27 protein-coding genes are annotated in these 26113 nt (G+C 49.1%); 12 read left to right on the top strand and 15 right to left on the bottom strand.

Annotated features, from left to right (window positions below; translation table 11 throughout):
- Positions 1-15 precede the first annotated feature (15 nt).
- Positions 16-297 carry a YcgL domain-containing protein gene (locus Q4491_RS01175; protein WP_192015226.1) on the bottom strand — a complete coding sequence of 94 codons (282 nt, stop codon included), beginning with the start codon at positions 295-297 and terminating at the stop codon, positions 16-18.
- A gap of 238 nt (positions 298-535) precedes the next feature.
- Between Q4491_RS01175 and minC the strand changes: the two genes are divergently transcribed.
- From minC to minE, 3 genes are read left to right on the top strand one after another with little or no spacing between them, the layout of a single operon-like run.
- Complete coding sequence (gene minC, locus Q4491_RS01170) at positions 536-1198, top strand: septum site-determining protein MinC (protein ID WP_161446324.1); 663 nt, start codon at positions 536-538, stop codon at positions 1196-1198.
- Positions 1199-1219: 21 nt separating this feature from the next.
- Positions 1220-2032: a septum site-determining protein MinD gene (minD, locus tag Q4491_RS01165; RefSeq protein ID WP_046222509.1), complete on the top strand. Its 813-nt coding sequence runs from the start codon at positions 1220-1222 to the stop codon at positions 2030-2032.
- A 7-nt stretch (positions 2033-2039) separates the two neighbouring features.
- Positions 2040-2300, top strand: coding sequence for a cell division topological specificity factor MinE (gene minE, locus Q4491_RS01160; protein ID WP_027253478.1), 261 nt, complete (start codon positions 2040-2042; stop codon positions 2298-2300).
- Positions 2301-2363: 63 nt separating this feature from the next.
- Here the strand turns inward: minE and rnd are convergent, their stop codons facing one another.
- From rnd to Q4491_RS01125, 7 genes are all read right to left on the bottom strand, one after another.
- Positions 2364-3485: a ribonuclease D gene (gene rnd, locus Q4491_RS01155; RefSeq protein ID WP_237794127.1), complete on the bottom strand. Its 1122-nt coding sequence runs from the start codon at positions 3483-3485 to the stop codon at positions 2364-2366.
- A 154-nt stretch (positions 3486-3639) separates the two neighbouring features.
- Complete coding sequence (gene fadD / locus Q4491_RS01150; protein ID WP_192015369.1) at positions 3640-5337, bottom strand: long-chain-fatty-acid--CoA ligase FadD; 1698 nt, start codon at positions 5335-5337, stop codon at positions 3640-3642.
- Positions 5338-5456: 119 nt separating this feature from the next.
- Positions 5457-6374, bottom strand: a complete 918-nt coding sequence (locus Q4491_RS01145; RefSeq protein WP_225445099.1) for an alpha/beta fold hydrolase — start codon at positions 6372-6374, stop codon at positions 5457-5459.
- 37 nt (positions 6375-6411) lie between these two features.
- The gene (locus Q4491_RS01140; RefSeq protein ID WP_303453540.1) at positions 6412-6963 is read right to left on the bottom strand and encodes a Slp family lipoprotein; all 552 of its coding nucleotides are present in this window, start codon (positions 6961-6963) and stop codon (positions 6412-6414) included.
- A 56-nt stretch (positions 6964-7019) separates the two neighbouring features.
- Complete coding sequence (locus Q4491_RS01135; protein ID WP_218382999.1) at positions 7020-7316, bottom strand: chromosome partitioning protein ParA; 297 nt, start codon at positions 7314-7316, stop codon at positions 7020-7022.
- 35 nt (positions 7317-7351) lie between these two features.
- Positions 7352-8056, bottom strand: a complete 705-nt coding sequence (gene tsaB / locus Q4491_RS01130; RefSeq protein ID WP_303453535.1) for a tRNA (adenosine(37)-N6)-threonylcarbamoyltransferase complex dimerization subunit type 1 TsaB — start codon at positions 8054-8056, stop codon at positions 7352-7354.
- Entirely contained in the window at positions 8057-10009 is a 1953-nt protein-coding gene (locus tag Q4491_RS01125) for an ATP-dependent DNA helicase (RefSeq protein ID WP_303453532.1), read from the bottom strand.
- 189 nt (positions 10010-10198) lie between these two features.
- Between Q4491_RS01125 and purU the strand changes: the two genes are divergently transcribed.
- Positions 10199-11032, top strand: coding sequence for a formyltetrahydrofolate deformylase (gene purU, locus Q4491_RS01120; RefSeq protein ID WP_303453529.1), 834 nt, complete (start codon positions 10199-10201; stop codon positions 11030-11032).
- A gap of 53 nt (positions 11033-11085) precedes the next feature.
- Here the strand turns inward: purU and Q4491_RS01115 are convergent, their stop codons facing one another.
- The gene (locus Q4491_RS01115) at positions 11086-11667 is read right to left on the bottom strand and encodes a VOC family protein (protein WP_303453526.1); all 582 of its coding nucleotides are present in this window, start codon (positions 11665-11667) and stop codon (positions 11086-11088) included.
- Positions 11668-12060: 393 nt separating this feature from the next.
- Here Q4491_RS01115 and argS point away from each other — a divergent pair, with 393 nt between their 5' ends.
- Positions 12061-13791, top strand: a complete 1731-nt coding sequence (gene argS / locus Q4491_RS01110) for an arginine--tRNA ligase (protein ID WP_192015219.1) — start codon at positions 12061-12063, stop codon at positions 13789-13791.
- Between the two features lie 130 nt (positions 13792-13921).
- Complete coding sequence (locus Q4491_RS01105; protein WP_192015218.1) at positions 13922-14974, top strand: GGDEF domain-containing protein; 1053 nt, start codon at positions 13922-13924, stop codon at positions 14972-14974.
- A gap of 5 nt (positions 14975-14979) precedes the next feature.
- Here the strand turns inward: Q4491_RS01105 and Q4491_RS01100 are convergent, their stop codons facing one another.
- A complete protein-coding gene (locus Q4491_RS01100) occupies positions 14980-15579 on the bottom strand; it encodes a DUF924 family protein (protein WP_303453519.1) in 600 nt (199 codons plus the stop codon).
- Positions 15580-15743: 164 nt separating this feature from the next.
- On the opposite strand from Q4491_RS01100, the gene Q4491_RS01095 reads away from it, so the two are divergent.
- Positions 15744-16172 (top strand): HIT domain-containing protein, encoded by a 429-nt coding sequence (locus tag Q4491_RS01095; RefSeq protein ID WP_192015216.1) that lies wholly within the window; start codon positions 15744-15746, stop codon positions 16170-16172.
- Positions 16173-16299: 127 nt separating this feature from the next.
- Here Q4491_RS01095 and mepM read toward each other — a convergent pair whose 3' ends face one another.
- A complete protein-coding gene (gene mepM / locus Q4491_RS01090; RefSeq protein WP_303453516.1) occupies positions 16300-17661 on the bottom strand; it encodes a murein DD-endopeptidase MepM in 1362 nt (453 codons plus the stop codon).
- A gap of 6 nt (positions 17662-17667) precedes the next feature.
- Entirely contained in the window at positions 17668-18600 is a 933-nt protein-coding gene (gene znuA, locus Q4491_RS01085; protein ID WP_303453514.1) for a zinc ABC transporter substrate-binding protein ZnuA, read from the bottom strand.
- Between the two features lie 100 nt (positions 18601-18700).
- On the opposite strand from znuA, the gene znuC reads away from it, so the two are divergent.
- Both znuC and znuB read left to right on the top strand, forming a co-directional pair.
- The gene (znuC, locus tag Q4491_RS01080; RefSeq protein ID WP_192015213.1) at positions 18701-19468 is read left to right on the top strand and encodes a zinc ABC transporter ATP-binding protein ZnuC; all 768 of its coding nucleotides are present in this window, start codon (positions 18701-18703) and stop codon (positions 19466-19468) included.
- Complete coding sequence (gene znuB / locus Q4491_RS01075; protein ID WP_218382991.1) at positions 19461-20246, top strand: zinc ABC transporter permease subunit ZnuB; 786 nt, start codon at positions 19461-19463, stop codon at positions 20244-20246. Before znuC ends, znuB begins: the two co-directional genes overlap by 8 nt.
- Here znuB and Q4491_RS01070 read toward each other — a convergent pair whose 3' ends face one another.
- The gene (locus Q4491_RS01070) at positions 20247-20537 is read right to left on the bottom strand and encodes a VF_A0006 family four-cysteine protein (protein WP_303453509.1); all 291 of its coding nucleotides are present in this window, start codon (positions 20535-20537) and stop codon (positions 20247-20249) included. It abuts the gene before it with no gap.
- A 241-nt stretch (positions 20538-20778) separates the two neighbouring features.
- A complete protein-coding gene (locus Q4491_RS01065; RefSeq protein WP_218382987.1) occupies positions 20779-21426 on the bottom strand; it encodes a TfoX/Sxy family DNA transformation protein in 648 nt (215 codons plus the stop codon).
- 287 nt (positions 21427-21713) lie between these two features.
- Here Q4491_RS01065 and Q4491_RS01060 point away from each other — a divergent pair, with 287 nt between their 5' ends.
- From Q4491_RS01060 to Q4491_RS01050, 3 genes are all read left to right on the top strand, one after another.
- Entirely contained in the window at positions 21714-22316 is a 603-nt protein-coding gene (locus Q4491_RS01060; RefSeq protein WP_218382984.1) for an LON peptidase substrate-binding domain-containing protein, read from the top strand.
- A gap of 94 nt (positions 22317-22410) precedes the next feature.
- Positions 22411-23334, top strand: a complete 924-nt coding sequence (locus Q4491_RS01055) for an HDOD domain-containing protein (protein ID WP_192015208.1) — start codon at positions 22411-22413, stop codon at positions 23332-23334.
- Between the two features lie 209 nt (positions 23335-23543).
- Entirely contained in the window at positions 23544-24443 is a 900-nt protein-coding gene (locus Q4491_RS01050; RefSeq protein WP_192015207.1) for a lysine exporter LysO family protein, read from the top strand.
- Positions 24444-24549: 106 nt separating this feature from the next.
- On the opposite strand, the gene ptsG is transcribed toward Q4491_RS01050, so the two are convergent.
- A complete protein-coding gene (ptsG, locus tag Q4491_RS01045; RefSeq protein ID WP_237794114.1) occupies positions 24550-25980 on the bottom strand; it encodes a PTS glucose transporter subunit IIBC in 1431 nt (476 codons plus the stop codon).
- Between the last annotated feature and the right edge of the window lie 133 nt (positions 25981-26113).

Genomic DNA, 26113 nt, shown 5'->3' with positions numbered 1-26113 from the left:
TCCACCCTTTCATCGTCATGTATTATTTTCTGACTTATTTGCTTTGTATTCGTCTAGAAGGTTAGTCACAGGAGGCGGAATTTGCAGGTAATAACCCTGGGTAGAGAGCAACTCCCGTACCTTATTGATATCCGCCAACGCTAACTTCCTCTCATTACTCAGTTTTAGCACCATAACAAACTGAGGTGTACCAAAAGTGCTCAATAAGGCTTCAGGTACATCTGAAAAATCATCTTTGGTATTGATATATAAATAGGTGTTTTCTTTTTTAGAGCTTTTATAAATTGCACAAAACATGAGCTGACCTGCAGGTTACCAATCACCATTATCTGACCACAAAAAGCAGAAAACATTCCACCCCGAATCAGGATCAGGGTTCCTCTGCGTTCTGCGTTCACCATTGTGGCTATCATTTAAACTTTATACCGAACTCTGACAAGGAGAACTTGCTGAGACCTGCCTGGGAATATAACATGCTATAACCTATGTGATAACGTACCTGAGCGCGAAATTGTCCGCGTAAGATGAATAAGCCATGACAAAAACGGCAGAATTAAAAGGGGGCAGTTACACGCTCTCATCCTTACACTTGGCTGACGGCGGCTTAGAACAGGCAATCAGTTTCCTGAAGGACAAAGTGGAGCAGGCTCCGGCATTCTTTGCCCATGCGCCTCTGGTGATTGATGTCAGCCAGGCTGGCAGAGCACTTGATTTCGAACAACTTCGACAAGGCATTCAGGATGCGGGTATGATCCCCGTCGGGATCAGTGGCTGCAAGCCCTCTCACCTGCAAGCACAGGCGAAATCAGCCGGTTTTGCCATCATGAATGCCGCCAAGCAGGCCCGGGCCACCAGCCCGGTGATGGAGCCAGCAAAAGTGATTCGCACCCCGGTTAGATCGGGGCAACAGATTTATGCAAAAAATTGCGATCTCGTCGTATTGAATCATGTCAGCGCAGGTGCTGAAATTATTGCTGATGGATGTATCCATATTTATGGGTGTTTGCGTGGCCGGGCTATTGCCGGCGCCAGCGGCCAAACTCATGCTCAGATTTTCTGCCATAATTTACAGTCAGAGTTGATATCTATTGCTGGTAATTATTGGCTAAGTGACAAAATTCAAGACGCTTTTTGGGGAAAAAGTGTCGCTATCTCTCTGACTGACAACAATTTAAATATAGAGCATCTGGCTGTATAACTTTGAAAAGGAATAATACAGATGGCACGAATTATCGTGGTGACCTCAGGTAAAGGTGGGGTAGGTAAAACGACCTCCAGTGCGGCCATTGCGTCCGGCCTGGCCTTAAAAGGTAAAAAAACGGCCGTCATTGATTTTGATATCGGCCTGCGGAATCTGGACCTGATTATGGGCTGTGAACGCCGCGTTGTTTATGATTTCGTCAATGTTATCAATGGCGAGGCAAAACTTAATCAGGCGCTGATTAAAGACAAACGTGTAGACAACCTGTTCGTCTTACCGGCTTCACAAACCCGTGACAAAGATGCCCTAAGTAAAGAAGGTGTCGAAAAAGTCTTGTCTGAATTAGATGCACTGGGTTTCGACTTTATCATCTGTGACTCACCGGCAGGCATAGAGACAGGCGCGCTGATGGCCTTATACTTTGCAGATGAGGCGATAGTCACTACCAACCCTGAAGTGGCCTCTGTGCGTGATTCAGACCGTATCCTTGGTATTCTCGACTCTAAATCCCGTCGAGCCGAAAACAGTGAATCACCGGTCAAGCAACATTTATTGCTGACTCGTTATAATCCTTCGCGTGTGGTTCATGGCGATATGCTCAGCGTCGCGGATGTTGAAGAAATTCTGCACATTCCACTGCTAGGCGTCATACCTGAGAGCCAATCTGTTCTGAATGCATCTAACAAAGGTGAACCCGTTATCCTGGACGCCGATTCAGATGCAGGTCAGGCATACCAGGACACAGTTGCACGCTTACTGGGTGAAGATCGCCCGTTCCGATTCTTAGAGGAAGAGAAAAAAGGCTTCCTGAAACGCATATTTGGAGGCTAACCACACTATGGCTTTGCTAGAGTTCTTCCGCCCCAAAAAACAGTCGACCGCGAGTGTGGCGAAAGAAAGGCTGCAGATCATTGTTGCTGAACGTCGCTCCGCGAGTATGGGTAATCCGAGTTATCTGCCCCAGCTCAAACAGGATATTCTTGAGGTTATCCGCCGTTACGTTGATGTCTCACCTGAGCATGTCACGGTACACCTCGATCAGAAAGAAGAAGACCTGTCGGTACTGGAACTCAATGTCACCCTGCCCGATGAAAAATAAAAAAATCCCCGGTTCGCCGGGGATTTTTTTCAGGTGTTAACTTGGTTTGTTACCGTACAAGCTTTAAGCCTGAACCAAAGGCAACACCCGATGAGCAAAAAGCGCTCTTCGCCAGCCAGACAACATTTCAGGCAACTGATCTTCAGGGCAGCCCTTCTTCCATGCCCAACTCAGCAACTGATTAATTTGCTTCTTCGAGGCAAGAAACTCCGTCGCCAGCCCTGTTTCTTTGGCCACGGCATTTACTTCATCTTTGATGCGTTTAACCATTTGTTTATAGCCGGGCATTTCCATCAAACGAAACAATGGCTGCGGATAATCCAACTGGCTCATTTTTTCAACGTCTTTCACAATGGAAATCAAACGGTTACCATGTCTTTGAATCTCACGCTCATCAAAACCTTCCTGAGCCATAACCGCTTTTGAGGTGATCTCATAGCGAGCAATTTTCCAAAGATGCAGCTCTTTGAGCACAAAGTTAAGTGCCAGATCGCGCTTTCTCGCTTCCCGAAGACGCCAGGAAGCCAGCTTCTGTAAGATAGCCAATTGTTTAGGGGATAGCTGCCAGGCATTCTTTATGTCTGTGTAAACTTGCTCCGGGTCGGGAACACGGCTGCGCTTTACCAGCATGGTTTCGCATTCCTGACGCAGGGCATCCATCCACCCTTTCGCTTCCACTTTTGCCAAAAGCTGCTGATACAAAGGCAACAGATAAAAAACATCTGCGGCGGCATAATCGAGTTGCTTGTCACTCAGAGGACGAGCAAGCCAATTCGTTCTGGCTTCCCCTTTTTCCAACTCAACGCCCAGATATTCCTGCACTAAGGCACCAAATCCCGTCGACAAGCCGTGGCCGATAAAGGCCGCCATGATCTGAGTATCCAGCATAGGCGCGGGCATGCAGCCAGCAACAGACTGAAACACCTCCAGATCTTCACCACAGGCATGCAGCACTTTCACAACATCAGGATTTTGCATTAACGCCCATAACGGCGACATATCAGTCAGCTTGAGAGGATCAATCAAAGACAGAAGTTCGCCGTCATAAAGCTGGATCAGCCCCAACTGAGCAAACAGGGTCCGGGTACGAACAAATTCGGTATCCAACATTACCGCCTGTTGTTGACTTGCCTGCTGGCAAACCTCAGCCAGTCTGTCATTCGTGGTTATAATCTCAAATTTCAAAACTCACCTTTTTCAACATAACAAGCAGATACCAGCCTGTTTTCTCTGTGTTCTAACGCCATTCTCAGATGAATACTGGCTGCTGGCATAAAACAAAGTGCCGGCTATGTAAGCCGGCACTGAACCTGGAACAAGTTTATCCTAAAATTCAGGATTATGCTTGCGCTGTCTCTTTTTGCGCTACCTTCTCTGACTCTTCACGCAGTGCACGGCGCAGAATTTTACCGACATTGGTTTTCGGTAATTCATCTCTAAACTCCACCACTTTAGGCACTTTATAACCGGTCAAGTATTGACGGCAATGCGACAACAACTCTTCGCGGGTCAAGCTGGAATCGCGTTTCACAACACAAATCTTCACCACCTCGCCCGAAGCTTCATCCGGCTGACCGATTGCCGCCACTTCCAGCACTTTACTGTGCAAAGCGACAACATCTTCAACTTCATTGGGATACACATTGAAGCCAGAGACCAGGATCATATCTTTCTTACGGTCAACGATATGTAAGAAGCCGTCTTCGTCAAAGCGCACAACATCGCCTGTCGATAACCAGCCATCTTCTGTCAGCACCTCACGCGTTGCTTCAGGGCGCTGCCAGTAGCCTTTCATCACCTGCGGGCCATTGACCTGCAGTTCGCCGGTTTGATCCATGGCCAGAACGTTACCCTCTTCATCCACAATACGAATATCTGTCGAAGACACAGGCAGGCCAATCGAACCATTGTACTCAGTCAGGTTATGCGGATAAGCGGCCACCAACGGCGAACACTCAGTCAGGCCATACCCTTCCAGCAAATAGTTCTTTGTGGTTGCTAACCATTTCTCCGCAACGGCACGCTGTACAGCCATACCACCACCTACAGACAGATGCAGACGGCTGAAGTCCAGTTCAAGAAAATCTTCATTATTGAGCAGCGCATTGAACAGTGTGTTTACACCGGTCAGCGCAGTGAACGGATAACGCTTCAGCTCTTTGACGAAAGCTGGAATATCCCTGGGATTGGTAATCAGCAGGTTCTGGCCGCCCATTTCAATGAACAGCAGACAGTTCACAGTAAGGGCAAAAACGTGATATAGCGGAAGCGCTGTAACCACCTGCTCACGACCATCATGCAAAATGGGTCCGTAGGCTGCTTTAGCCTGCAGCACATTGGCAATCATATTTCTGTGCGTCAGCACTGCGCCTTTCGCTACGCCGGTAGTCCCTCCGGTGTATTGCAGAAAAGCGATGTCCTCTCCTGAAATGAAAGGCTTCACGTATTGCATTCTGCGCCCGCGCTTCAGCGCATGATTCAGCGAGGTGGCATGCGGCAGGTGGTATTTAGGGACCATCTTTTTAATGTGCTTCACCACAAAATTAACCAGAGTGCCTTTGGGCCGGGAAAGTTGATCCCCAAGACTGGTTAAAATGACATGCTCAACACTGGTTTTTTCGACAATTTTCTCCAGCGTATGAGCGAAGTTCGACACAATCACAATGGCTTTTGCACCAGAGTCATTCAGTTGATGCTCCAGTTCACGAGGTGTGTATAGTGGGTTAACATTAACCACCACACAACCCGCACGGAGAATACCGAACAGCGCGATAGGATACTGAAGCAGGTTTGGCATCATGACAGCCACCCGATCACCCTTTTCGAGCTTCAGGTCATTTTGCAGATAAGCCGCAAATGCACGACTGCGTTCTTCCAGCTTTCTGAAAGTCATCACCTGACCCATATTGATATAGGCCGTTTGATCGGAATATTTCTGGACGGACTGTTCAAACAGTTCAACCAATGACGAGTAAGTATCAGGGTTGATTTCAGCCGGTACATCATCCGGATAGCGGTTAAGCCAAACCTTATCCACCATGCACTCTCCTTATATTTATTAGGGCTTAAAGCGCCAAAAATGGCTGTAGCGGGACATTCAAACACTTGTTCTATACAAGCATTACAGCACAATTAACATTGAATTAACACAACTGATTAGACCAGCTTATTGATTTTTGAACTGAGCAGCAAAATCTGCTCACAAACAAGCTGAGGGCTATCAAGATGACAGTGATGACCACCGGGTACCACTATTTGCCCGGCCTGTCTCAGCCATGACAAGCCAGCATCCGGTTCTTTCAGATAGGAAAAGCCTTTATCACCGATCACTGACAATACCGGACACTCAATTTGCCGCATCAGCGCCTTAACCTGTTCCTTTGTCATCCTGAACAACGAGTCGCAGCGCAACTTATCGTCATGACGCCAGTACCAGTGTTTGCCGTCGGTATAGGTCGCTCGCTGAACCAGCGGCCTGAGCTGATCGGGTGTCAGTCTGTTTACCCGACAACGAACAGATAATGCGGCCTGAAACGAATCCAGTTTAAATTCTGCAGACTGACGCTGCCTGCGCCGCATCCGGCTTTCAATGCCCTGACGCAGCCTTTCAGGCACCCGTTCAGCGCTTTCATGGAGTGGCGCAAGCCCTTCGATCAGCACCAGTCCAGTGACCGATTCGGGAAAGGCCCCAGCATAGGCTGCCGCAACCAGCGCCCCCAAAGAATGGCCAACCAACATAAGGTTTTGAGATGACAGAGACTGTATGATCTGAGCCAGATCGTCGACATAGTCCATGAAATAATAATAATTATCTGTCTGGCGATGTGCAGACAGACCATGCCCGGGCCAGTCGACAGCAACCAGATTGAACCTCACGGCCAGTGGCTCAAACAGCACAGCAAAGCTGGCAGCGTTATCGTGCCAGCCGTGCAGAAACAAGAGCGTAGGACGACGCCTTTCGGCATCGCTTATCGGAATGAGCTTGCCTCGCTGTATACTTTCCCGGCAAGGAGAAAAAGACGTGATTACCGCCAGCTCAGTGTCAGCAAGCGGTAATCGGCTTTCGTACATCATAGTCAGTTTCGCTGTTCAATCAGGCAGGTCGTCGTAACTAAGGAGTAACGCGGTACTGGACATCCAGATTATCTGGCCGTAAACCATAGTGGATATACTGACAGCGGATACCAAGGCAGCGGTAGTAGGCACTCACATCATCAACACGGATCTGCTCTTTGATTTGCCAGATCTGCTGGCCTTTAGCAAACACCACAGGATAGGTGTAATCGAAATCACCAATCTTACCCACTTCGCTGCCACGCAGCTGACCGGCAACGGTCACCAGTTTACCCTGAGCGTATTCGATAGGGTCAGCAAAACCATCAACATAAGCAATAAATCGCCCCTGAGGCGACGCTTTCAATTCAGGCTTGCCTGATTCATCTATAGGCAAGCTGGCTATTTCCAGCCGCGTACGTGACGCTTCATTGACCACTGAGGCAATCACGCCTCCCAGGCGCACCTCTTTACCCTGTACACCCTGAGGGTCTTCAATCACTTGGGTTAAGTCGGTTACTGGTGTTTCGGTCGATGTTTGCAGACTGTCTGGCAGTTGGCTGCAACCGCTCAATACCATCAAGGCAAATGCCAATATAGATTTTTTCACCACAGGATCCTTGTTAAAAAAGAAATTCGCGTCTGATGCTCTGCCGGCATCGAAGCTCAAACGTAGAAATCCACGCCTAACAAATGAGAGTATTCTTCCCTTTTAGCCTGATGCAGCACATCGAGATAAGCCGACAATGCCTGCTTATTTTTCCCCTGCGGACTGTCGTACTGCACTCTGGCCTGAACCTCTTCAATAAAAGCCGGATCCTTGATCGTTTCCGCCACCGCTTTAGCAACCACAGTCGGCTGAGAAACAGGCGCAGCTGTCTGCTCAGCCTTTCGCTGTTTATCGGTTCGCTTCGGCCGTTGCGGCGCCTGCGTTGCTGTCGGTATACGGGGTATGTTGACCATATTGACCTGTGTGTCTTGTTAGCTGTGAATACGCATTATTCACGGCCGGGCAATTTTTTCCACGTTACTTCATCACGCAGATAGACAGGGCTGGCATGTTCAGCGTCTACGGCTTCACCACGCTGCAGAGCAAATTGAGCCAGCCATGCCATATCCTGGGCTTCAGGGTAAAGCACTGTGCTGGCCTGCTTTTCGACAGCCAAAGCCTGTAATTGTTCCTGATAGGTTTGCCAGCCAGTACCTACAGTAAACCAACGGGTATCCGGTACAGAGATCAATCGCTGCTCTACCCGTTCTGGACGCAATACGGCTTCTTCACCGAGCACATGCCAGTCACCATCTTGCTGACGCTGATATTGCCCCCAGTAAATTTCGCCCATCCGCGCATCGATAGCAGCCAGGGTATGGCAAGCCTGATGTAAACGGTAGCTTCCCTGAGACATTGCTGCCAGTGTCGACACACCAACCATAGGCAAATCGGCACCAAATGCCAGTCCCTGAGCGATACCTATGCCAATCCGCACACCGGTGAAACTCCCCGGGCCACGACCGAACGCCAGCGCATCTAACTGGGTTAAACGCAAATCCGCTTCGGCGAGGACTTCATCAACCATAGGCAAAATTTTGGTAGTATGTTCACGCGGCGCAAATTCGCAACGCGCAATCACTTCACTGCCCACTAAAAGCGCAACAGAACAATTTTCAGTCGCGGTATCAACCGCTAAAATCTTACTGCTCATTCAAGCCTCTGAATGCTGGCTGTCGGCTGCTTGCTGCTCGGCGTGCAGTCCAGACAGAAATTGTCCGACACCGTCAACATCCCGCGTACGGGGGATCGGCGGCAGACTTCTTAAAAATACAGCGCCATAAGGGCGCGTGACCAAACGATTATCGCAGATAACCAGCACGCCTTTATCCTGCTGGTCTCGGATTAACCGGCCTACCCCCTGCTTGAGGGTGATCACCGCATCCGGTATCTGAACTTGCGCGAAGGGGTCCCCGCCGCGCAGACGACAATCTTCTATCCGCGCCTTCAATAATGGGTCATCCGGCGCGGTAAAGGGAAGTTTGTCGATAATAACACAGCTCAGCGCCTGCCCTCTAACATCAATACCTTCCCAGAACGCACCTGTTGCAATAAGCAGCGCATTTCCCAATTCCAGATATTCTGAAAGCAGTTTTTGCTTACTGGTTTCTCCCTGAACCAGCACAGGCAAATCCAGGCAGGCGCGAAAGCCTTCCGCAAGATCCCGTACCATCTGGTGCGAGGTACAAAGGAAAAAACACCGCCCCTGGTTGGCCTCAATCACAGGTGCCATCAGAGCCACCAGTTTGGCCGCCAGTCCGTGACTGTTGGGTTCTGGTAAAAAACGGGGAACACACAGCAACGCTTGCTGCTGATAATCAAACGGGCTGGTCAGCGACATCTGCTCCGCAGGCTGCAGCCCTAAACGATGACTGAAATGGCTGAAATCTTCATCAACAGCCAGTGTCGCAGAGGTAAAGATCCAGGCGCCTTTTTGCTTTTCTATCTGCTCATGAAACTTCTCTGCGACCGACAGCGGCGTAATATGCAAAGTAAAATGGCGGGGGGTGCATTCATACCAGTAGGAATAGCCGGTGATCGAGGTATCACACAAGCGTGTCAGTCTGGCTTTAAGCAAGGTGGTTCGTTCAAATGCGGCGTCCAGCAACTCACTGCGGCCAAGTGCCAGTTTGAGCACGTCATGTGCCAGATCCAGTGCATCATTCAGCCTCGTCAGCTCCCGTTGAATGGCCGGGCTGTTCACCGCCTCACGCCAGTTGCCGCGATAGCCGGGTTCGCCCATCACCAATCGCATATCAGCAGCGGCCTGACTCAGCCGGTCTGCGGTTTTTTCCAGCTGACGCATATCTCGTGCTTCAGTGCGATAACCGATAGTAATGTCTTTCGCCAGTTCCTGCAGTTGTCTGCTCGACAGACTTTGGCCGAAATACTGGCTGGCAATATCGGGGATCTGATGGGCTTCATCGAAAATAAACACATCCGCTTCCGGGATCAGCTCGCCAAAGCCTGTTTCTTTAATGGCCAGATCCGCCATGAACAAATGGTGGTTAACCACTACAACATCCGCATCCATGGCTTTTCGCCTGGCTTTCACGACAAAGCAGTCTTCAAAAGACGGGCACTCTCGCCCCAGACAATTGTCGTTGGTTGAAGTAATAGTCGGAATCACCGGGCTGTCTTCGGCAATGGAATCACATTCGCTGATATCACCGGTTTTGGTAGCTGAAGACCAGCTGCGGATCGTCACCAGCTGGCTCAGCATGCCCTGATCGACAAAGCCACCATGGCTTTCGGTGATCTGACGGCTGAGCCTGTCGAGACAGAGATAATTTGAGCGCCCTTTCAGTAACGCCACTTTCCCTGTATAGCCCAGCGCCTGGGTCATCAAAGGTAAATCCCGGTAGAAAAGCTGTTCCTGCAGGTTTTTCGAGCCTGTGCTGATAATGGTTTTATGGCCCTTGATCAACGCCGGCACCAGATACGCAAAGGTTTTGCCTGTGCCTGTACCCGCTTCTACCACCAGTTGCTGCTGGTGTTTAATTGCCCGCCCGACCGCTTCTGCCATATCAATCTGTGGCTGACGTGCCTGAAAGCCAGGTATCGCCTTTTCCAATGCACCGCCGGGTTGAAAGAATTTTGCAATCATGAAGGCCAATCTATTGGTTATTTATCCAGTATCTTTCGGGATTATGCCAAGATTACCCCGTAACAGCCAGCGGCAGTTACCAGGAAAAATTATTGAGTCAGATCACAAAATATTTTGACGTCGAAATCAAAGCCATGTAAAAAATTAATGACACAACTAATACATATATGCACGCAACATAAGGACACCATGGAAAAGAAAACCCTGCTCACCGATTGCCCGGATGCCATGGGATTGATTTCTAAGATCACCAACATCTGCTACAAACACCAGCTCAACATTATCCACAACAAAGAGTTTGTCGATCACCGCCATCGGCAGTTCTTTATGCGTACTGAGCTGGAAGGGGTGTTTAACGATGAAACCTTTCTGTTCGATCTGGATCGCGCCCTGCCTGAAGGCAGCCACCGCCGTCTGGTGAGCTCTGCTCGCAAGAAAGTCGTGATTATGGTGACCAAAGAAGCACACTGCCTGGGCGATATCCTGGTAAAAGCCTATGACGGCACACTGGATATTGACATTGCAGCTGTCGTTGGTAACTACGACAAACTGGCTGGCCTGGTTGAAAAGTTTGATATCCCCTTCCACCATGTCTGCCATGAAGGTTTAAGCCGTGAAGAGCATGAAGCCAGATTACTTGACTGTGTAAACCAGTATTCACCCGATTATGTGGTGCTGGCAAAATACATGCGTATTCTGACGCCTGGTTTTGTCGCTCAGTTTCCGCACCGGATTATCAATATTCATCACAGTTTCCTTCCGGCATTTATTGGCGCGAAACCTTACTTGCAAGCCTATGAACGCGGGGTGAAAATCATTGGTGCCACGGCCCACTTCGTCACCAATGATTTGGATGAAGGCCCTATCATTACCCAGAACGTCATTCCGGTTGATCATAACTACAGTGCAGAAGACATGGCCCGTTCAGGACGTGATGTCGAAAAATCTGTTCTGAGCAAGGCACTCAGCCTGGTAGTTGAAGACAAGGTGTTTGTTTACGGCAATCGCACCGTGGTGCTGTAAACCTGTGGCGGAAAAGTGTTCATCGCTTCTCCGCCCTGGCTTTATGGCTCAGATCAGCCTTCACTCTCAATCACAGCTTTCAGCGAACACGGGTGCAGCTTAATGCATACCCCGTCCTTCTTAAACGCAAAGGTCGGGTTAGCCAGCCGCTCTTTCTCTCCTGCCGGTGAACTTGCTTTCACATCAATACCGGCTTGCTTCAAGTTGTCCCAGTCCAATCCGGGAAAACGCGCATCCAGAACCACTTTTAATTCCTCTGTGGTGGACGCCTGACAAGGCACCACAAATTCAACATGCTCCCACCCCTGAACCGGGTATGCTTTATCGCCCGGGTAAGGCAGCTCCAGTGCTTCAATCTGCCATTGGCCCGCTTGCACAGGCTGATGAAAGCCAATCACAACAATAGGACGACCATTGATCACATTGGTTGACCACTCTTCACCGTATGCCAGCCATGCCTGATGCAATGCCGTCGCTAACGCAGTACTATTTACGCGCAGGGCAATGTGGTCTGCCTGACAGGCTGAAAGATCCAACCCCAGTAGTTCAGCAAGCCTCTCAATTTTACCCATAAATTCAGGTAATTGTGTCAGCATCTGCTCCGGTTGCAGATTTGCCTGCTGTAAATCTTGCATGTGATTTCTCCTCACTGATCTCAGGTCACCCATTATCCACAGAATCTTTGCCAGCAAAAGCCTTGAGCAACAAGCCTTCAGCCAGCCATAGCAATGAGAAAAATTTCAGCTCCTATCACCTTTTCACCTTGCCAACTGCCCTGTGTTTATGGGTATTATTACGGCTAACTATTTTTAGTATCCATGCAGCCGCCTTTGCAGCCAGCAAGCTCCCGTCAGCACTACCCGGATGACCTTTTTAAAAACATCAGACAGGGTTGTTTTCACCTTTTCTGGTGTATTGCTGACCACGCTTCTGACCGATTCAGGTGTAAGACGTAACTGCATAGCTTATTGAATACCCAAGACTTTTGCCTGCCTGTCAGGCTACAGACCGATTTAAAGGATAGACGTGTGAACATTCAAGCACTCATTAACGATAAAGTTTCCCTGGCGCTCGAAGCGGCCGGTGCCCCGGCAGGCAGCCCGGCAGCTGTTCGTCAGTCAGCCAAAGCACAGTTCGGTGATTACCAGGCCAACGGTGTGATGGGTGTTGCGAAAAAACTGGGAGCTAACCCGCGCGAGTTTGCACAAAAAGTCATCGATCAACTCGATCTGGGCGATATCGCAGAGAAAGTCGAGATCGCCGGTCCTGGTTTCATTAACATCTTTCTGAATAAAACCTGGCTGGCCGAGCGTGCAGAAGCGGCACTGACTGATGCCCGCCTGGGTGTGGCCACGCAGGAAAAACAAAATATCGTTGTCGACTATTCGGCACCCAATGTCGCCAAAGAAATGCACGTTGGTCACCTGCGCTCCACCATCATTGGTGATGCTGTGGTTCGTACACTGGAGTTTCTGGGACATAACGTCATTCGCGCCAACCACATAGGCGACTGGGGAACTCAGTTCGGCATGTTGATTGCCAACCTGGAACGTGTTCAGCAAGAATCTGGCGAGATTTCTATGGAACTGGCTGATCTGGAAGCTTTTTATCGTGAGTCGAAAAAACTGTACGATGAAGATGAAGCCTTTGCAGAACGCGCCCGTAACTATGTAGTGAAGCTGCAAAGTGGCGATCAGTACTGTGCTGATATGTGGAAGAAACTGGTCGACGTGACCATGGAGCAAAACCAGTATAACTATGATCGTCTGAATGTATCCCTGACCCGTGACAATGTGATGGGCGAGTCCATGTACAACGATATGCTGGCAGGGATTGTCGCCGATCTGAAAGCAAAGGGGCTGGCCGTAGAAGACGATGGCGCTCAGGTTGTTTTCCTGGATGAGTTCAAAAACAAAGATGGTGAGCCTATGGGGGTTATCATCCAGAAACGTGACGGCGGTTTCCTGTACACAACCACGGATATTGCCTGTGCGAAATACCGCTACGAGCATTTCAATGCCAACCGGGTGCTTTACTTTATCGATTCACGCCAGCACCAACACCTGATGCAGGCATGGACGATTGTCCGCAAAGCAGGTTACATCCCTGACGATGTGTCGCTGGAGCACCACGCTTTCGGTATGATGCTGGGTAAAGACGGTCGTCCGTTCAAAACACGCTCTGGCGGTACCGTTCGTCTGGCTGATCTGCTGGATGAAGCAGAATCACGCGCTAAGGTACTGATCGAAGAGAAGAACCCTGAGCTGGATGCGGCTGAGAAAACCAAGATTGCATCGACCGTCGCCATGGCCGCGGTGAAGTATGCTGATCTGTCCAAACACCGTACCACAGATTACGTGTTCGACTGGGAGAACATGCTGGCCTTCGAAGGCAATACAGCACCTTACATGCAATACGCCTACACCCGTGTCATTTCTGTATTTAAACGCGCAGGCCTGAACGAAAGTGAGCTGACACACCCAGTTGTGATCAATGGCGAGAAAGAGCAAGTGCTGCTGTCAAAACTGCTGCAATTTGAAGAAGCCGTGGAAACCGTGGCCCGTGAAGGCCATCCGCACGTTATGTGCAGCTACCTGTTTGAGCTGGCGGGGAATTTCTCCAGCTTCTATGAAGCCTGCCCGATTCTGAATGCCGATGAACCGGTCAAGCACAGCCGTCTGAAACTGGCGCTGCTGACAGCGAAAACCATCAAACAAGGTCTGGATTTACTGGGTATTGACACACTGGAACGTATGTAATCTGGCAGAACATCACATTTATCTAATTAAGCAAAGCTAAACATGCACAGCCTTCTGAGGTATCCTTAGAAGGCTTTTTTTGGCACAAATTTTTGGATACCGGCCTTTTTCTGTTACATGGAATGTTGCAATGAGCCTCAATGACTCACACGAAACCGACGACGGTATGACTGACGAATTTCTCACGTCAACTCAGACCTTGCGTAAAGCCATTCCACTGATGATCAAACATAAAGTCCCGACGACACCGGTGAATTACGCACTGTGGTACAGCTATACCACGAATCAGAATCCGATTCTCACTCAGGCCATAGACCAGAGTTTAGCGCAATACGGGCATTGTCCTCCCAGCCTGAGTGATTCGCTTTACCGAACCCATCTGGCTCATCACCCTGCCAGTGAGCAAGGGCAGGTAAGCCATAGCCTGCAAGCCATCATGGATGAACTTTGCCACACCATGAACGGATCTCAAAAAGAAACGCAGGCATTCCATCAAGCGTTATCCCGGACCTGCCAGCGGCTGAGCCAGAAAGCCGATCAGGGTGTCAACGTGCACGAAGCCAATGATTTGGTACAAGAATTACTGGATGAATCCAGACACATGCATCAATCCAGTACGCTTATGAACCAGCAACTGGAAAACGCTAATAAAGAAATTGAGAATCTGAGAAAAGCTCTGAAAGACAGCCTCAAATGTGCCAACGAAGATCCCTTGACCGGACTACTCAACCGACGCGCCTTTCAGCAAGACCTCAGCAGTTGTATCCAGCACGGCACACCTTTCAGTCTGGTCTTGCTGGATATTGATAACTTTAAAACCTTCAATGATGAATTTGGCCATTTAATGGGCGATAAAGTACTCTGCTCTGTTGCCCGCCACCTTCAATTCTGGTGCGAGCAAGGTATGCAGGCCTATCGCTACGGTGGCGAAGAGTTCGTTATTATCTTACCTGGCACTAACCTGCAACAAAGCAGAGACAAAGCAGAAAAATTACGTAAAACCCTCTCCGGCATTGCCGTGCAGGACAAACAATCGGGAAATACCGTCAGCTCTATTACTGCATCGTTTGGCATTGCAGAACAAACAGGAAAAGAAAACGGTCTGGCAGTGCTGGCCAGAGCCGACAAGTATCTGCTGCAGGCAAAAAATCTTGGCCGGAACCGGGTACTGCCTGTCTTATAACCCATTTACTGCCCGTATCTCGGGCCATGATGCAGATAGCTGATCTCATCTTGTGTCGATAATCTGCCGCAAACGGCATTGCGGTGCGGAAAGCGGCCGAAATCTTTGATGACCTGGAAATGACTGACAGCGTACTGATAGAAGTCGTCAAATTCTGGCTTATGCTCTTTCATTACCTCCTGCCGCAATTGGTCAAAACGAAACACACTCTCTTCCTGATCTTCCAATGCTTCTGAGTGCTCTAACGGCAAATAAAAGAACACTCTCTCAATAGGGGCTAACGCACGATCAAAATTCTTCGCCAGTCCGCGTTTACATATGGCCTGTGCCAATGAATCATAGCGGAAAGCGGCTGCCAAACCCCGATAGATGTTACGACTGAACTGATCAAGCAAAATAATCAGCGCCAGCGTCCCCTTAGGCGTTTCTGTCCACGCATTCAATTCACCCCGACCAGCACGGCTGACCAGATCCCTGAAACGTTCGGTGATTTCACGGTCTACTGCATCCCCGCCTTTAAACCACAGTGCCTGTTTATCTAGTTCGGTAACTTCCCCTTTGAGATTTCCGAACCAATAGGTAAGCACTTCCTCACACTCTGCCATGGTTTCCTCCTGCTTGTTCATAACAATGACTCTGAGATAATTAAGCCGCTTTCGTGCTTATACGTTCTAGTTTATCCTAGGGTGAGCTTGCTCGGTGCGATGGCTTTTTGTTGTAGCCTGATAGCTGACTTGTGAAGCACTTAATAGAAAGAAGGAATATTTCCATGAGTTTCACCCTTCATCCGAGACTAAGCGCGGATACTCAGTGGATTGGCGACTTACCGCTTTGCCGTGTGCTGCTGTCAAAAGAAGCCATTGGTCCCTGGTTGATTCTGGTCCCCAGATATGACGCATTACGTGAGATTCACCATATGTCTGCCGTGGATCAACAGCAGCTGATGGTAGAATCCAGCTCAACCGCCCAGTTGCTTGAGACCTATTTCAGCCCCGATAAAATCAACATCGGGGCCTTAGGCAATTTAGTGCCGCAGCTTCATGTCCATCATATCGCCCGCTTTACGACAGATATTGCCTGGCCAGGACCTGTCTGGGGAAATACCGACGGCAGCCTGCACAGCGAAGATGAGCAACAACAACTGGTTGAACGATTGCAATTACTGTTCGGCCAAGTAAACGGCTTTACACCAGCATAAATGGCTCAGCGAACAGCGACCGATACGTGAATAACTCCAGCACTACACGCACGGGGGCCAGGCCCCATCGGTGCGACACACAATTTATAAAGTAAAAAAACGCATCAAACGATGCGTTTTTTCTTTGTTACCCCGGCATAACCGCCAGCAAATTCTGCCGTTCCCGATTCGCCAGTTTACGATAATCGGTCCGGGTTTTATTAGGCACAGGCTCAGCCTGAGGCAGCGGTACCTTCATGGCGTTCACTGCACGTCCGTATTTCAGCAACTCATAATGAAGATGCGGTCCCGTGGAACGTCCGGTATTCCCACTCAGTGCGATTTTGTCACCCATACGGACTTTCTGACCGACTTTTACCAGTATCTTGCTCAGATGAAGGTAGCGGGTTGAGTATTCCCGACCATGCTTGATCATAATGAAATTACCCGCCAAAGCATGTTTTTGCGCTTTAACTACCACGCCATCGCCTGTCGCAACCACAGGTGTGCCGACAGGCGTTGCAAAATCAGTACCGTTATGTGGCGAGACTCTGTGGGTGACGGGATGCTTGCGATGGGGATTAAACGATGAACTGATCCGAAAACGTTTCTGAGTCGGATATCGGTTCAGCGCCCGGTTCAGGCTTCGGCCTTCTTCGTCATAAAACTCACCATCGTCATAACGCATGGCAAACAGTTCCTGATTACGATTCATATAATACAGAGCCTTCACCTCACCCTGACCCACCGCTTTTCCGTCAATAAATTCACGTTCAAGCGTAATCGCAAAGCGGTCGCCCTTGCGGGCTTCTTTACCTAAATCAAACCGCCACTGCAGCGCTTTGACCAGGGTCTGAATTTGCGTCGGTGACAGACCGGCAGAGCGGGCCGACTGATAGAAGCTGCCGGAAACACGTCCGGTTAAACGTACAGGTTTAAACTCACCGGTGCGCTCCACTTCCTTATGCTCATAACCCTTTGAGGTCAGGGTATAAGTATCCGTCAGTTTCGCACTGCGTTCGATGGACAGTTCGCCGATCCGCCCTTCTTCATCCAGCGACCAGCCAATACTTTGTCCGACACGTAGAAACTGGATCGATTTATCTGCCCCAATCAGTTTGTACATATCTGAAATAGGCAGTGCATACTGAGTGAAAATTTCACCTAAGGTTTCACCGGAAGACACTTTGTGGGAATGTGCAACATCAGTGGCTTGATCCAACTGTTGTTCCAGCTCATCTTTGGGAACCTGAAAGTCTGGGTCTTCCGGGTCAAGCACAACACCAAGCGGTTCACTGTTTTGCTCGGACAGTGACAAGAGCTCCTCTGACAGCAGCGGGACTTCACGCCGCTGTTCCGATTCGCTGCGCGAACCGTAAGAGGGAGAGTGGACGACAGAAGGCTGCCACATAAGGGCAGCCGCAACGATAAGTGATGTAGAAGCAAGCGCAATTCGGTGTTGACGGGGGAGCTGATAAAACCGCCGGGCTGCAACCGTAAATATTTTCATTGTTATTTATTTAAGACATTCGGTAAAACTTCGTCCGAGTTCTTGCAGGAATCGAACATAACCTCCCTGGCCAGAGGCAATATCCGTTGCCATGGGATCCAGGGTTCCAATTTTGATGTCACTGCCATTTGTGACACTGTTAATGACCGCAGGTGAGAACTGCGGTTCCCTGAAAATACACTTAACCTGTGACTTTTTTAGCGTATTGCGGATAGCGATCAAGGTTTTTGCACCTGGGCGGCGATCCGGTGAAACCGTAAAGTGTCCCAGATTATGTAACCCAAACGTTTCCTCAAAATAGCCATAGGCATCGTGAAAAACATAGTACCCATTATCACGCACAGGCTGGAGCTGCTCTTTCAGGTTCTGTACAGTTTCATTAACACTGACAATGAACCGGGACAGGTTAGCCTCATATTGCGCACGATTCAACGGATCCAGTTCAATCAATGCAGTGCTGATCACTTTTGCAGCCTGAATTGCCTGATCCGGGCCCAGCCAAAGGTGCGGGTCGATGCCATCATGATGATGTTCATGCTCTTCGTGACCGCCATTACTTTCGTGACTTTCATGACTTTCGTGACCGTCATGATCTTCATGGCCTTCAAAATCCCGGAAAGTAATTGTCTCTTGCGAGGTCAGTGAAAGCGCATTTTCCTGGCCACTGAGTATTTTGGTCAGAAAAGATTCCAGCTCCGGCCCGACCCAAACCACCAAATCCGCGGCTTTCAGCTTTTCCACATCAGATGGACGTAAAGCATAGTCATGGGGAGAGCTGCCGGCAGGCAACAGAGTTTCGCTCTGGCCGACACCTTCGACCAGCTCCTGCACAATCAGATTCACCGGATGTACAGTGGTCACAACATGCACATTGCTTGCTGAAACCGCAAAGGGTACCAACACCATTGCCGCAAAGTACCAGGCTCGAAAACGCAACATCTACCTACCCTAAAAATATTCAATGAAAAGAAGTTTGATAATGTTATAATATAACACCAACCGATAGCAACGAGATTCACACCCATTTATGGCCAGTACAATGTCCACCAAACCTTTGGTAGAACTTCAGAATGTTACTGTTAACGCTTCAGGCCGCCACATTCTTGATCTGGTTTCACTCCAGCTTGAACGCGGCCAGATCACCACTCTGATAGGTCCGAACGGGGCAGGCAAGTCCACGCTGGTGAAAGTCATTACCGGCTTGCGCAAGCCCACATCTGGCCGAGTCATTCGCTCACCGGGGCTACGCATTGGCTACGTACCACAAAAACTGCAGCTCAATGACACGCTGCCGCTTACCGTTGATCGTTTTATGGCATTAGGCGGGCGTTACAGCGCCCAGCAACGTCTGGACGCGCTGGCACTGGCGAGCAGCGCGCACCTGATACACAGTAATATGCACAGCCTGTCGGGAGGAGAAACACAAAGAGTGCTACTGTCTCGCGCACTTTTGCAAAATCCAGACTTGCTGGTGCTTGATGAGCCTGTACAGGGCGTCGATGTCAACGGTCAGCTCGAACTCTACAGTTTAATTCAGTCGCTCAGAGATAAGCTGAACTGCGCGATAATGATGGTTTCTCATGATCTTCATCTGGTTATGGCTAAAACCGACCATGTCATCTGCTTGCAGCACCATGTCTGCTGTTCGGGTGAACCAGAGTCGATCACCTGTCACCCTTCTTATGTTGCGCTCTTTGGCACACAGCAAAGTGAGCAACTTGCACTGTATCACCATCACCACAATCACGAACACGATCTGGGCGGTAGCCTGGTAGGTCCATGCCAGCACGGAAAAAACAATGCTTGAATTTATGCTACCCGCCTTTGCCGCCGGCATTGGCATCGCTATGTTAGCCGGGCCTTTGGGCTCCTTTGTTGTCTGGCGTAAAATGGCCTATTTCGGTGATACGCTGTCCCACGCCTCATTACTGGGCATAGCACTGGGCTTCTTGTTTAATATCAACCTCAACCTCGCTTTGGTGATCTGCTGTCTGACTCTGGCGGTCATTCTGGTCAGTTTACAAAAGCAGCGTTATATCGCTACTGACACGTTACTGGGCATTCTCGCTCACAGTGCGCTGTCGTTAGGCTTAGTCGCAATCAGTTTCATGGATCATGTCCGCATTGATTTGATGGCTTATCTTTTTGGTGACTTGCTGGCGGTGACAACCAATGATCTGGTATGGATTTACGGTGGTGGCGCGCTGGTCATGGCCGCTTTGATTGCATTATGGCGTCCGCTGCTGTCGATGACAGTCAACGAAGATCTGGCTCAGGTTGAAGGGGTTAACGTCGATCTGATGCGGTTATTACTGATGTTGATGGTCGGTATGGTGATTGCGGTAGCGATGAAATTTGTCGGCGCACTGATTATCACATCTTTGCTTATCATTCCGGCAGCCACAGCGCGCCGCTTTGCACAAAGCCCGGAAAGTATGGCAGTGATTGCCGCCATTCTGGGCTGCATTGCTGTGATGCTGGGGCTGTTACTGTCATGGCATTATGATACCCCGGCGGGCCCATCTGTGGTCGTCTCTGCCGCTTTGTTGTTTTTGCTCAGCCAGACAAAACGCTCAGAGGCCTGATCAGCGTAAGAAAGAACGGTATCTGTCCTGACAGACCTGCTTGATACTCAATGTGGCTTCAAGCCTGCTCGATTTCGGCATGAATTCGAGCAGGCACTGATAGTATTGTTTGTCTTTGTCGGTCAGCAGAATATTATCCAGATACAGTTCACGACATGCATTGGTTAGCCAGGTAATTGCCGCCGCTTCCTCAGCGGCAGAAACATACTCCAGTATGCAGTCATTGTACTGTTCGCGCTGTTCAGCGAAGCCCGCAGCCCATACAGGACCGTAACTCAGCCAACAGGCCATGCACCCAATCCTGATCAGGTCATTCATTTCTCATGTCTTCACAGCAGCATCTTGTTAACCGAATCTTCTCTATTAAAGATAGTTGACGCTGACAAGGACAGAGACCCCGCCTCAGAGCATTGCTGCGCTGAAAATAAAAAATCCGGGCGGCTTGCACACACCCGGATTTGTTTTCTGCGAAAGGCTTTACCGTTAGCCTCTGGATTTAAGGCATGGATAAGCACTTTTCATATGTTATCAATTAGATAAAATCACAAGGATGTTGCTCAGCACCACGCGGGGGCTTGTAATGTTGCTTTTTCTGTTCGAGTTGCTGCAATAACACACTTTTATGTGATTCATTCAGCAAAGTCCAATGGCAACCTTCGATCGCTCCTGCAAACATCCACAACAGTTTCTGATCAACATTTTTCCCCTGAGTCTGTTTTACCTGCAGATACGCATCCACCGCCCCCATCTGATGAAAAATATCAACATCATCGATACCGGATTTTTTCATCATCCTTTCGAGGGTCAAACGCAAGTTCGGCAGATCCCGTAACCGCTTGTTACGGGATGCTCCTTTGACTGTTTTTTCCTGCAATGCTATCGCGATTGAGCTTTGAATCAGCTCATTACAGAGCGATAACCGGGATGCATACAGAGGTGAGATATCGTAATAATTCACGACTGCCACCGTACTGCGCTTCACATGCTTGAACTTGTGGCAGCCCAATTCGAGCAGTTGCTGATCCAGCATTTCTCCACCACGAATATAAAGCTTTTCATTCGACAGCAGAGCATACATGGCCCCCTGAACGAAGATACCTGTCCCGCCAAACATGGAACGCTGTTCATTCGGTACAAAGGTATCCAGGTAATTTATGAATGTTTCTTTTGTAATCGACATAACATAAGTCCTAAATTTATTCTTCTTTGTCGATCTAAAACCAACGCCAACTATCATATGCAACAATGTCACACAGAAATTTTAAATTCCACATATGAAACAAAGTACAGATGAAAATGAGATTCAGAGCAAGTTCTTAAGAAAAATTGAATGCAAATTCAGGTAACTATGGGCATTTATCAATAAGTAATAATAAAAAATCCTGTGTCATATCCGCTGCTGATGATCGTTTTACACTGTGATAACGACTAAGGTTAAGAGAGAAAGGGAGAAAGGAATTAAGAGATATGCCTGATATTGCCCTGTTTCCTTCTGCCAGCCATGTGTTACCGGAAGGCAAACTGGAAATTACCATTACCGAACAGCGTTACCAGCGTATGCTGAAAGAGTCGATTGAAGGCCAGCGGGATTTTGCATTATGCATGCGCAGTGAAGAAGAAGAGAACGACGAGACCATTACCCGCATTCCCGCCATCGCAACCAAAGTCCGGGTGGTGGACTTTAACGCGTTAACTAACGGTTTGCTCAGCATAGTCGTGGAAGGTAAAACGAAAATACGGATTTTGTCGGTAAGGCATGAGAGTGATCGCCTGTTGATTGCTGACTACCTGCCATTCAGGGCATGGCCGCCAACACCTTTAACAGACAAACACCAGTGCTTAGTGGACAAACTGAAACTCTTTTTCGCCACTATGCCAGAAATTGGCGCCTTATATCCAATCAGTGAATTCGACGACTTAAGTTGGGTATGTCAACGCTGGATTGAATCACTACCGCTCGAAGTTCACTATAAGCAGCTATTAATTGCTCAGGATTCCCCTGCCCTCACTGCACGTTTTTTGCACAAGCTACTCGATAATAACCAGTTATTTGATGACGATATCAACTAACCCTTACATTGTTCTCAAAAATCACCTGGTCTGGTGTACTCAACTCATCTGACCAAGATAAAATAAGCAAAATCTCATAGGTTAACGTTCCCTCATGCCGCATGTATCTTTTTTCTGGTTAAAACCTGAAAACGACAAAATTTTGACAGGCCTGCAATCAGAGTTTCACGCGTTAGTGAAGGACGCGATCAAAGAAAACCGTCTGAAGCTACCGCCTATTCCTGACGTCCTGACAGAACTGCAGACCTTGTGTAACAGAGACGACTCTACCGTTCGTGATGCAGCCACTTTATTGCTGAATGACCCCGGTATGGCCGCAACTGTGATAAAAACCTCCAATACCATGATGTTTAATCGCCGTAACATTGTCTGCCACGATATTCAAACCGCTGTCAGTCGGCTCGGTATTTTCCGTGTCAGAGATATCATTACAGCAAAAACAGTCTTGGACATTAAACTGCACAGCAGCTTTGATATTGAATGCAAGTCTCTGTTATTAAACAGCGCCACCCGTTCCAGGCAACTGGCAGGTTCTATGGCATTAATTACCCAGAACCTGCTGCAATACCGTCCAGAGTTGAAAATTGAGCCAGAGAAAGCCCTGCTGGCCGGATTATTTGCCGACATTGGTTTATTCAGCCTGATACATGAATACCAAAACTACCTTGATAGCGGGAATTTTCTGGATATCAATTTTGCCAAATACGTCTTTGAACACTGCTGTAACAAATCCAGTCTGGATATCCTGAAACACTGGGGCTTCGACGAAGATTATCTTGAAGTCGCCTGTAATAAGCGTTTTTTTCCTGCTCACAAGAAAGAAGATGACATCACTTATCTGGATGTCGCCCGCATGGCTAATCATTTGTTACTGTTTAAAGACGATGATGACGCCATCGACGAGCATGAAGTTGAACTGGATCTGGCTGGCGCAGAAGTCATGTTTACTTTGACCAATCTGCCCGATGACGAATTTAACAGCCAAATCAACCACGTGTTGCTCAGCAGTGGTTTTTAATCTATCAGTAAGCCCCTTCCAGCCAGATCTCCTCCACTTAAGCGCTGTAGACACACAGCGCTCTATTGACCCTGTCTTCAACAGCCTGATAAGCTTCTGATTTCATTAACAGCCCATTGACAAAAAGGTTCATTGTCAGGACTGCACCAACCATGCAGTATCCGGGTGCTTTTTTTCGCCAGAACAGGCAACGTATTGTAAGGATACTCATGTTTTCAGGAATGCTTTTTATTTTCCTGCCACTTATCGTTGGCTACCTCATACCGGTCAGGAAAGACTCAGTACTTCAGTTTATTCACGCGCAGACATCACGCCTGGTGCTGGTGATTCTGTCACTGATGGGACTGAGCTTGGCCGGTTTGGACAATCTGGGAGAAAATCTCAGCCAGATCCTGTTATACACAATCACCTTCTTCCTCTGCATCAGCGCATCTAACCTGCTGGTACTGCCGCTGCTTGATAAGCGCTATCCATTGAAAACAGAGCATGGCCACCAGCAGCTTCCCAAAGCCAAAATGTTGCTGGAGTCAGCCAAGCTGATATTGGTCGTCGCCGTCGGACTCATTGCTGGTCTGTTGCTGAACATGGATTTGAGCTGGGTTGACCGGGCAAGTGAAATCATTCTGTTACTGCTGCTGTTTTTAATCGGTATCCAGCTGCGCAACAGTGGCATGACGCTGCGACAGATCCTGCTCAACAAGCAAGGTATGCTGATCGCTTTAGTGATTATTGCGACCTCGTTACCAGGCGGGTTGCTCGCCGCCTGGCTGCTGGGTATTCCGCTGAATCACGGCCTGGCGATGGCCTCAGGGTTCGGCTGGTATTCGCTGGCAGGTATTTTGATGGGTGATGGCCTTGGACCTGTATACGGTGGCGCATCATTCTTGAATGAGCTGCTGCGGGAGCTGGTTGCGTTAACCATGATACCCGCCGTGATTTCACGCTTTCCTAACACAGCCATCGGCTATGCCGGTGCAACAGCAATGGACTTCACTTTACCTATTATCCAAAACTGTGGCGGTATTCGCTGCGTCCCAATTGCAATAGTCAGCGGATTCATTCTCAGCCTGTTGGTACCAGTGCTGATGCTGTTTTTTCTGTCGCTTTAAACCATAGTAACAATCCGCCGCCATCGGCGGTGAATTAGAAGTGGCAACAAAAAGCCTGGCAACTGCCAGGCTTTGATTATGGTTAAAGAAAAACCGTTACATCGGATTAAGCGTGATTGCGAATCCACTCATCCATTTCTGTACGCAAGTTATCAGACTTAGTCCCGAAGATAGCTTGCACACCGCCAGAGACTACAACCACACCGGCTGCACCCAAGCGTTTCAGTTTATCCTGATCAACGATATCGGTGTCTGCAACGCTGACACGCAAACGTGTAATACAGGCATCGAGGTTAGTGATGTTGGATTTACCGCCGAAGGCTTCAACCAGCTCACCAGCCAGCTCAGAACCCGTTGCGGTTTCAACATCCGCCGTTTCATCTTCACGACCCGGTGTTTTCAGATTCAGGGTACGGATAACAAAAGTGAATACCACGTAGTACAGTACGGCATAACACAGACCCAGAATCACCAGTGTCCACACGTTCTCTGCACGAGGCATCTGAACAATGAAGTCGATGAAACCGTTCGAGAAGGTATGGCCGTGTACAACACCCAGAGCATTGGTCAGTACATATGCCAGACCAGCCAGCAAAGCGTGAATCCCGTACAAGACTGGCGCGATGAACAGGAATGAGAACTCAATAGGTTCGGTAATGCCGGTCAGGAAAGATGTCAGGGCAGCCGATGCCATGATACCCATTACCTTGGCGCGGTTTTCAGGTTTAGCACAGTGAGCGATAGCAAATGCTGCTGCCGGCAAACCAAACATCTTAAACAGGTAGCCACCCGCAAGCTGACCAAAACCGTTGCCTGCGGCACGGGAAGCGTCATCCGCAGTCAGGAAACAAGTCATGATACCACGTGCTGCTTCACCAGTATTGGTCACACAAGAACCCGCTTCATAGAAGAATGGAACGTTCCAGATGTGGTGCAGGCCAAATGGGATAAGAGAACGCTCAACGACACCGTAGATACCGAACGCCAGTACTGGGTTCTGGTTGGCAGCCCAGTCAGAGAATGTGGCAATCGCTGAACCGATTGGCGGCCAAATGAACGACAGCACAACACCCAACGCAATAGACAGAAAACCTGTGATGATAGGCACTGCACGCTTACCGGCAAAAAAGCCCAGGTATTCCGGTAACTGGATCTTAAAGAAGCGGTTGAACGCCCAGGCCGCCACACCACCGGCCAGGATACCACCCAGCACACCGGTCTCAATCTTGGCGACACCCATGACATCGGCCATCACCTTCAGGGTAGCAACCATGATACCGTAACCGACAATGGCAGACAGACCGGCAACACCGTCGTTTTTCGTAAAGCCCAGAGCCACACCAACGGCAAACAGCAGTGCCATCTGACCGAATACCGAGCCACCGGCCTGTTCCATCAAGTGAGAGACTACGTCAGGTAACCAGCTGAAGTTAGCAGCCCCCACACCTAACAGAATACCCGCTACCGGCAGAACCGATACAGGCAGCATCAGCGCCTTACCGACCTTCTGCAGGTTAGCAAAAAAGTTCTTAAACATATTGTGCTCCTGAGTGAGATGTTTGTTTTGTTTCAGCGGTTTCCAGCGACCTACCCCCGTAGTCATAATGCTAGCACCGCTCATTTTTATTGTTCGGCATAAGTATAAAATGCGGCGCCAAATATAACGTGAC

It is taken from the genome of Photobacterium sp. 2_MG-2023 (assembly GCF_030547675.1).
Classification (GTDB): Bacteria; Pseudomonadota; Gammaproteobacteria; order Enterobacterales; family Vibrionaceae; genus Photobacterium; species Photobacterium arenosum.
Note: the sequence above shows the minus strand (reverse complement) of the source record. Positions and strands in the feature narration are given on the sequence as shown.

Excerpts from the sequence above, each read along its gene's own strand:
- Q4491_RS01100 (WP_303453519.1), bottom strand. The coding sequence starts at position 15,579 with ATGGCAGAGTGTGAGGAAGTGCTTACCTATTGGTTCGGAAATCTCAAA.
- ptsG (WP_237794114.1), bottom strand. The coding sequence starts at position 25,980 with ATGTTTAAGAACTTTTTTGCTAACCTGCAGAAGGTCGGTAAGGCGCTG.
- minD (WP_046222509.1), top strand. The coding sequence starts at position 1,220 with ATGGCACGAATTATCGTGGTGACCTCAGGTAAAGGTGGGGTAGGTAAA.
- znuC (WP_192015213.1), top strand. The coding sequence starts at position 18,701 with ATGTCCACCAAACCTTTGGTAGAACTTCAGAATGTTACTGTTAACGCT.
- Q4491_RS01175 (WP_192015226.1), bottom strand. The coding sequence starts at position 297 with ATGTTTTGTGCAATTTATAAAAGCTCTAAAAAAGAAAACACCTATTTA.
- tsaB (WP_303453535.1), bottom strand. The coding sequence starts at position 8,056 with ATGAGCAGTAAGATTTTAGCGGTTGATACCGCGACTGAAAATTGTTCT.
- Q4491_RS01095 (WP_192015216.1), top strand. The coding sequence starts at position 15,744 with ATGAGTTTCACCCTTCATCCGAGACTAAGCGCGGATACTCAGTGGATT.
- znuB (WP_218382991.1), top strand. The coding sequence starts at position 19,461 with ATGCTTGAATTTATGCTACCCGCCTTTGCCGCCGGCATTGGCATCGCT.
- Q4491_RS01145 (WP_225445099.1), bottom strand. The coding sequence starts at position 6,374 with ATGATGTACGAAAGCCGATTACCGCTTGCTGACACTGAGCTGGCGGTA.
- Q4491_RS01060 (WP_218382984.1), top strand. The coding sequence starts at position 21,714 with ATGCCTGATATTGCCCTGTTTCCTTCTGCCAGCCATGTGTTACCGGAA.
- Q4491_RS01070 (WP_303453509.1), bottom strand. The coding sequence starts at position 20,537 with ATGGCCTGTTGGCTGAGTTACGGTCCTGTATGGGCTGCGGGCTTCGCT.
- purU (WP_303453529.1), top strand. The coding sequence starts at position 10,199 with ATGGAAAAGAAAACCCTGCTCACCGATTGCCCGGATGCCATGGGATTG.
- minE (WP_027253478.1), top strand. The coding sequence starts at position 2,040 with ATGGCTTTGCTAGAGTTCTTCCGCCCCAAAAAACAGTCGACCGCGAGT.
- mepM (WP_303453516.1), bottom strand. The coding sequence starts at position 17,661 with ATGAAAATATTTACGGTTGCAGCCCGGCGGTTTTATCAGCTCCCCCGT.
- Q4491_RS01115 (WP_303453526.1), bottom strand. The coding sequence starts at position 11,667 with ATGCAAGATTTACAGCAGGCAAATCTGCAACCGGAGCAGATGCTGACA.
- Q4491_RS01105 (WP_192015218.1), top strand. The coding sequence starts at position 13,922 with ATGAGCCTCAATGACTCACACGAAACCGACGACGGTATGACTGACGAA.
- Q4491_RS01125 (WP_303453532.1), bottom strand. The coding sequence starts at position 10,009 with ATGATTGCAAAATTCTTTCAACCCGGCGGTGCATTGGAAAAGGCGATA.
- minC (WP_161446324.1), top strand. The coding sequence starts at position 536 with ATGACAAAAACGGCAGAATTAAAAGGGGGCAGTTACACGCTCTCATCC.
- znuA (WP_303453514.1), bottom strand. The coding sequence starts at position 18,600 with ATGTTGCGTTTTCGAGCCTGGTACTTTGCGGCAATGGTGTTGGTACCC.
- Q4491_RS01135 (WP_218382999.1), bottom strand. The coding sequence starts at position 7,316 with ATGGTCAACATACCCCGTATACCGACAGCAACGCAGGCGCCGCAACGG.
- Q4491_RS01050 (WP_192015207.1), top strand. The coding sequence starts at position 23,544 with ATGTTTTCAGGAATGCTTTTTATTTTCCTGCCACTTATCGTTGGCTAC.
- Q4491_RS01055 (WP_192015208.1), top strand. The coding sequence starts at position 22,411 with ATGCCGCATGTATCTTTTTTCTGGTTAAAACCTGAAAACGACAAAATT.
- Q4491_RS01065 (WP_218382987.1), bottom strand. The coding sequence starts at position 21,426 with ATGTCGATTACAAAAGAAACATTCATAAATTACCTGGATACCTTTGTA.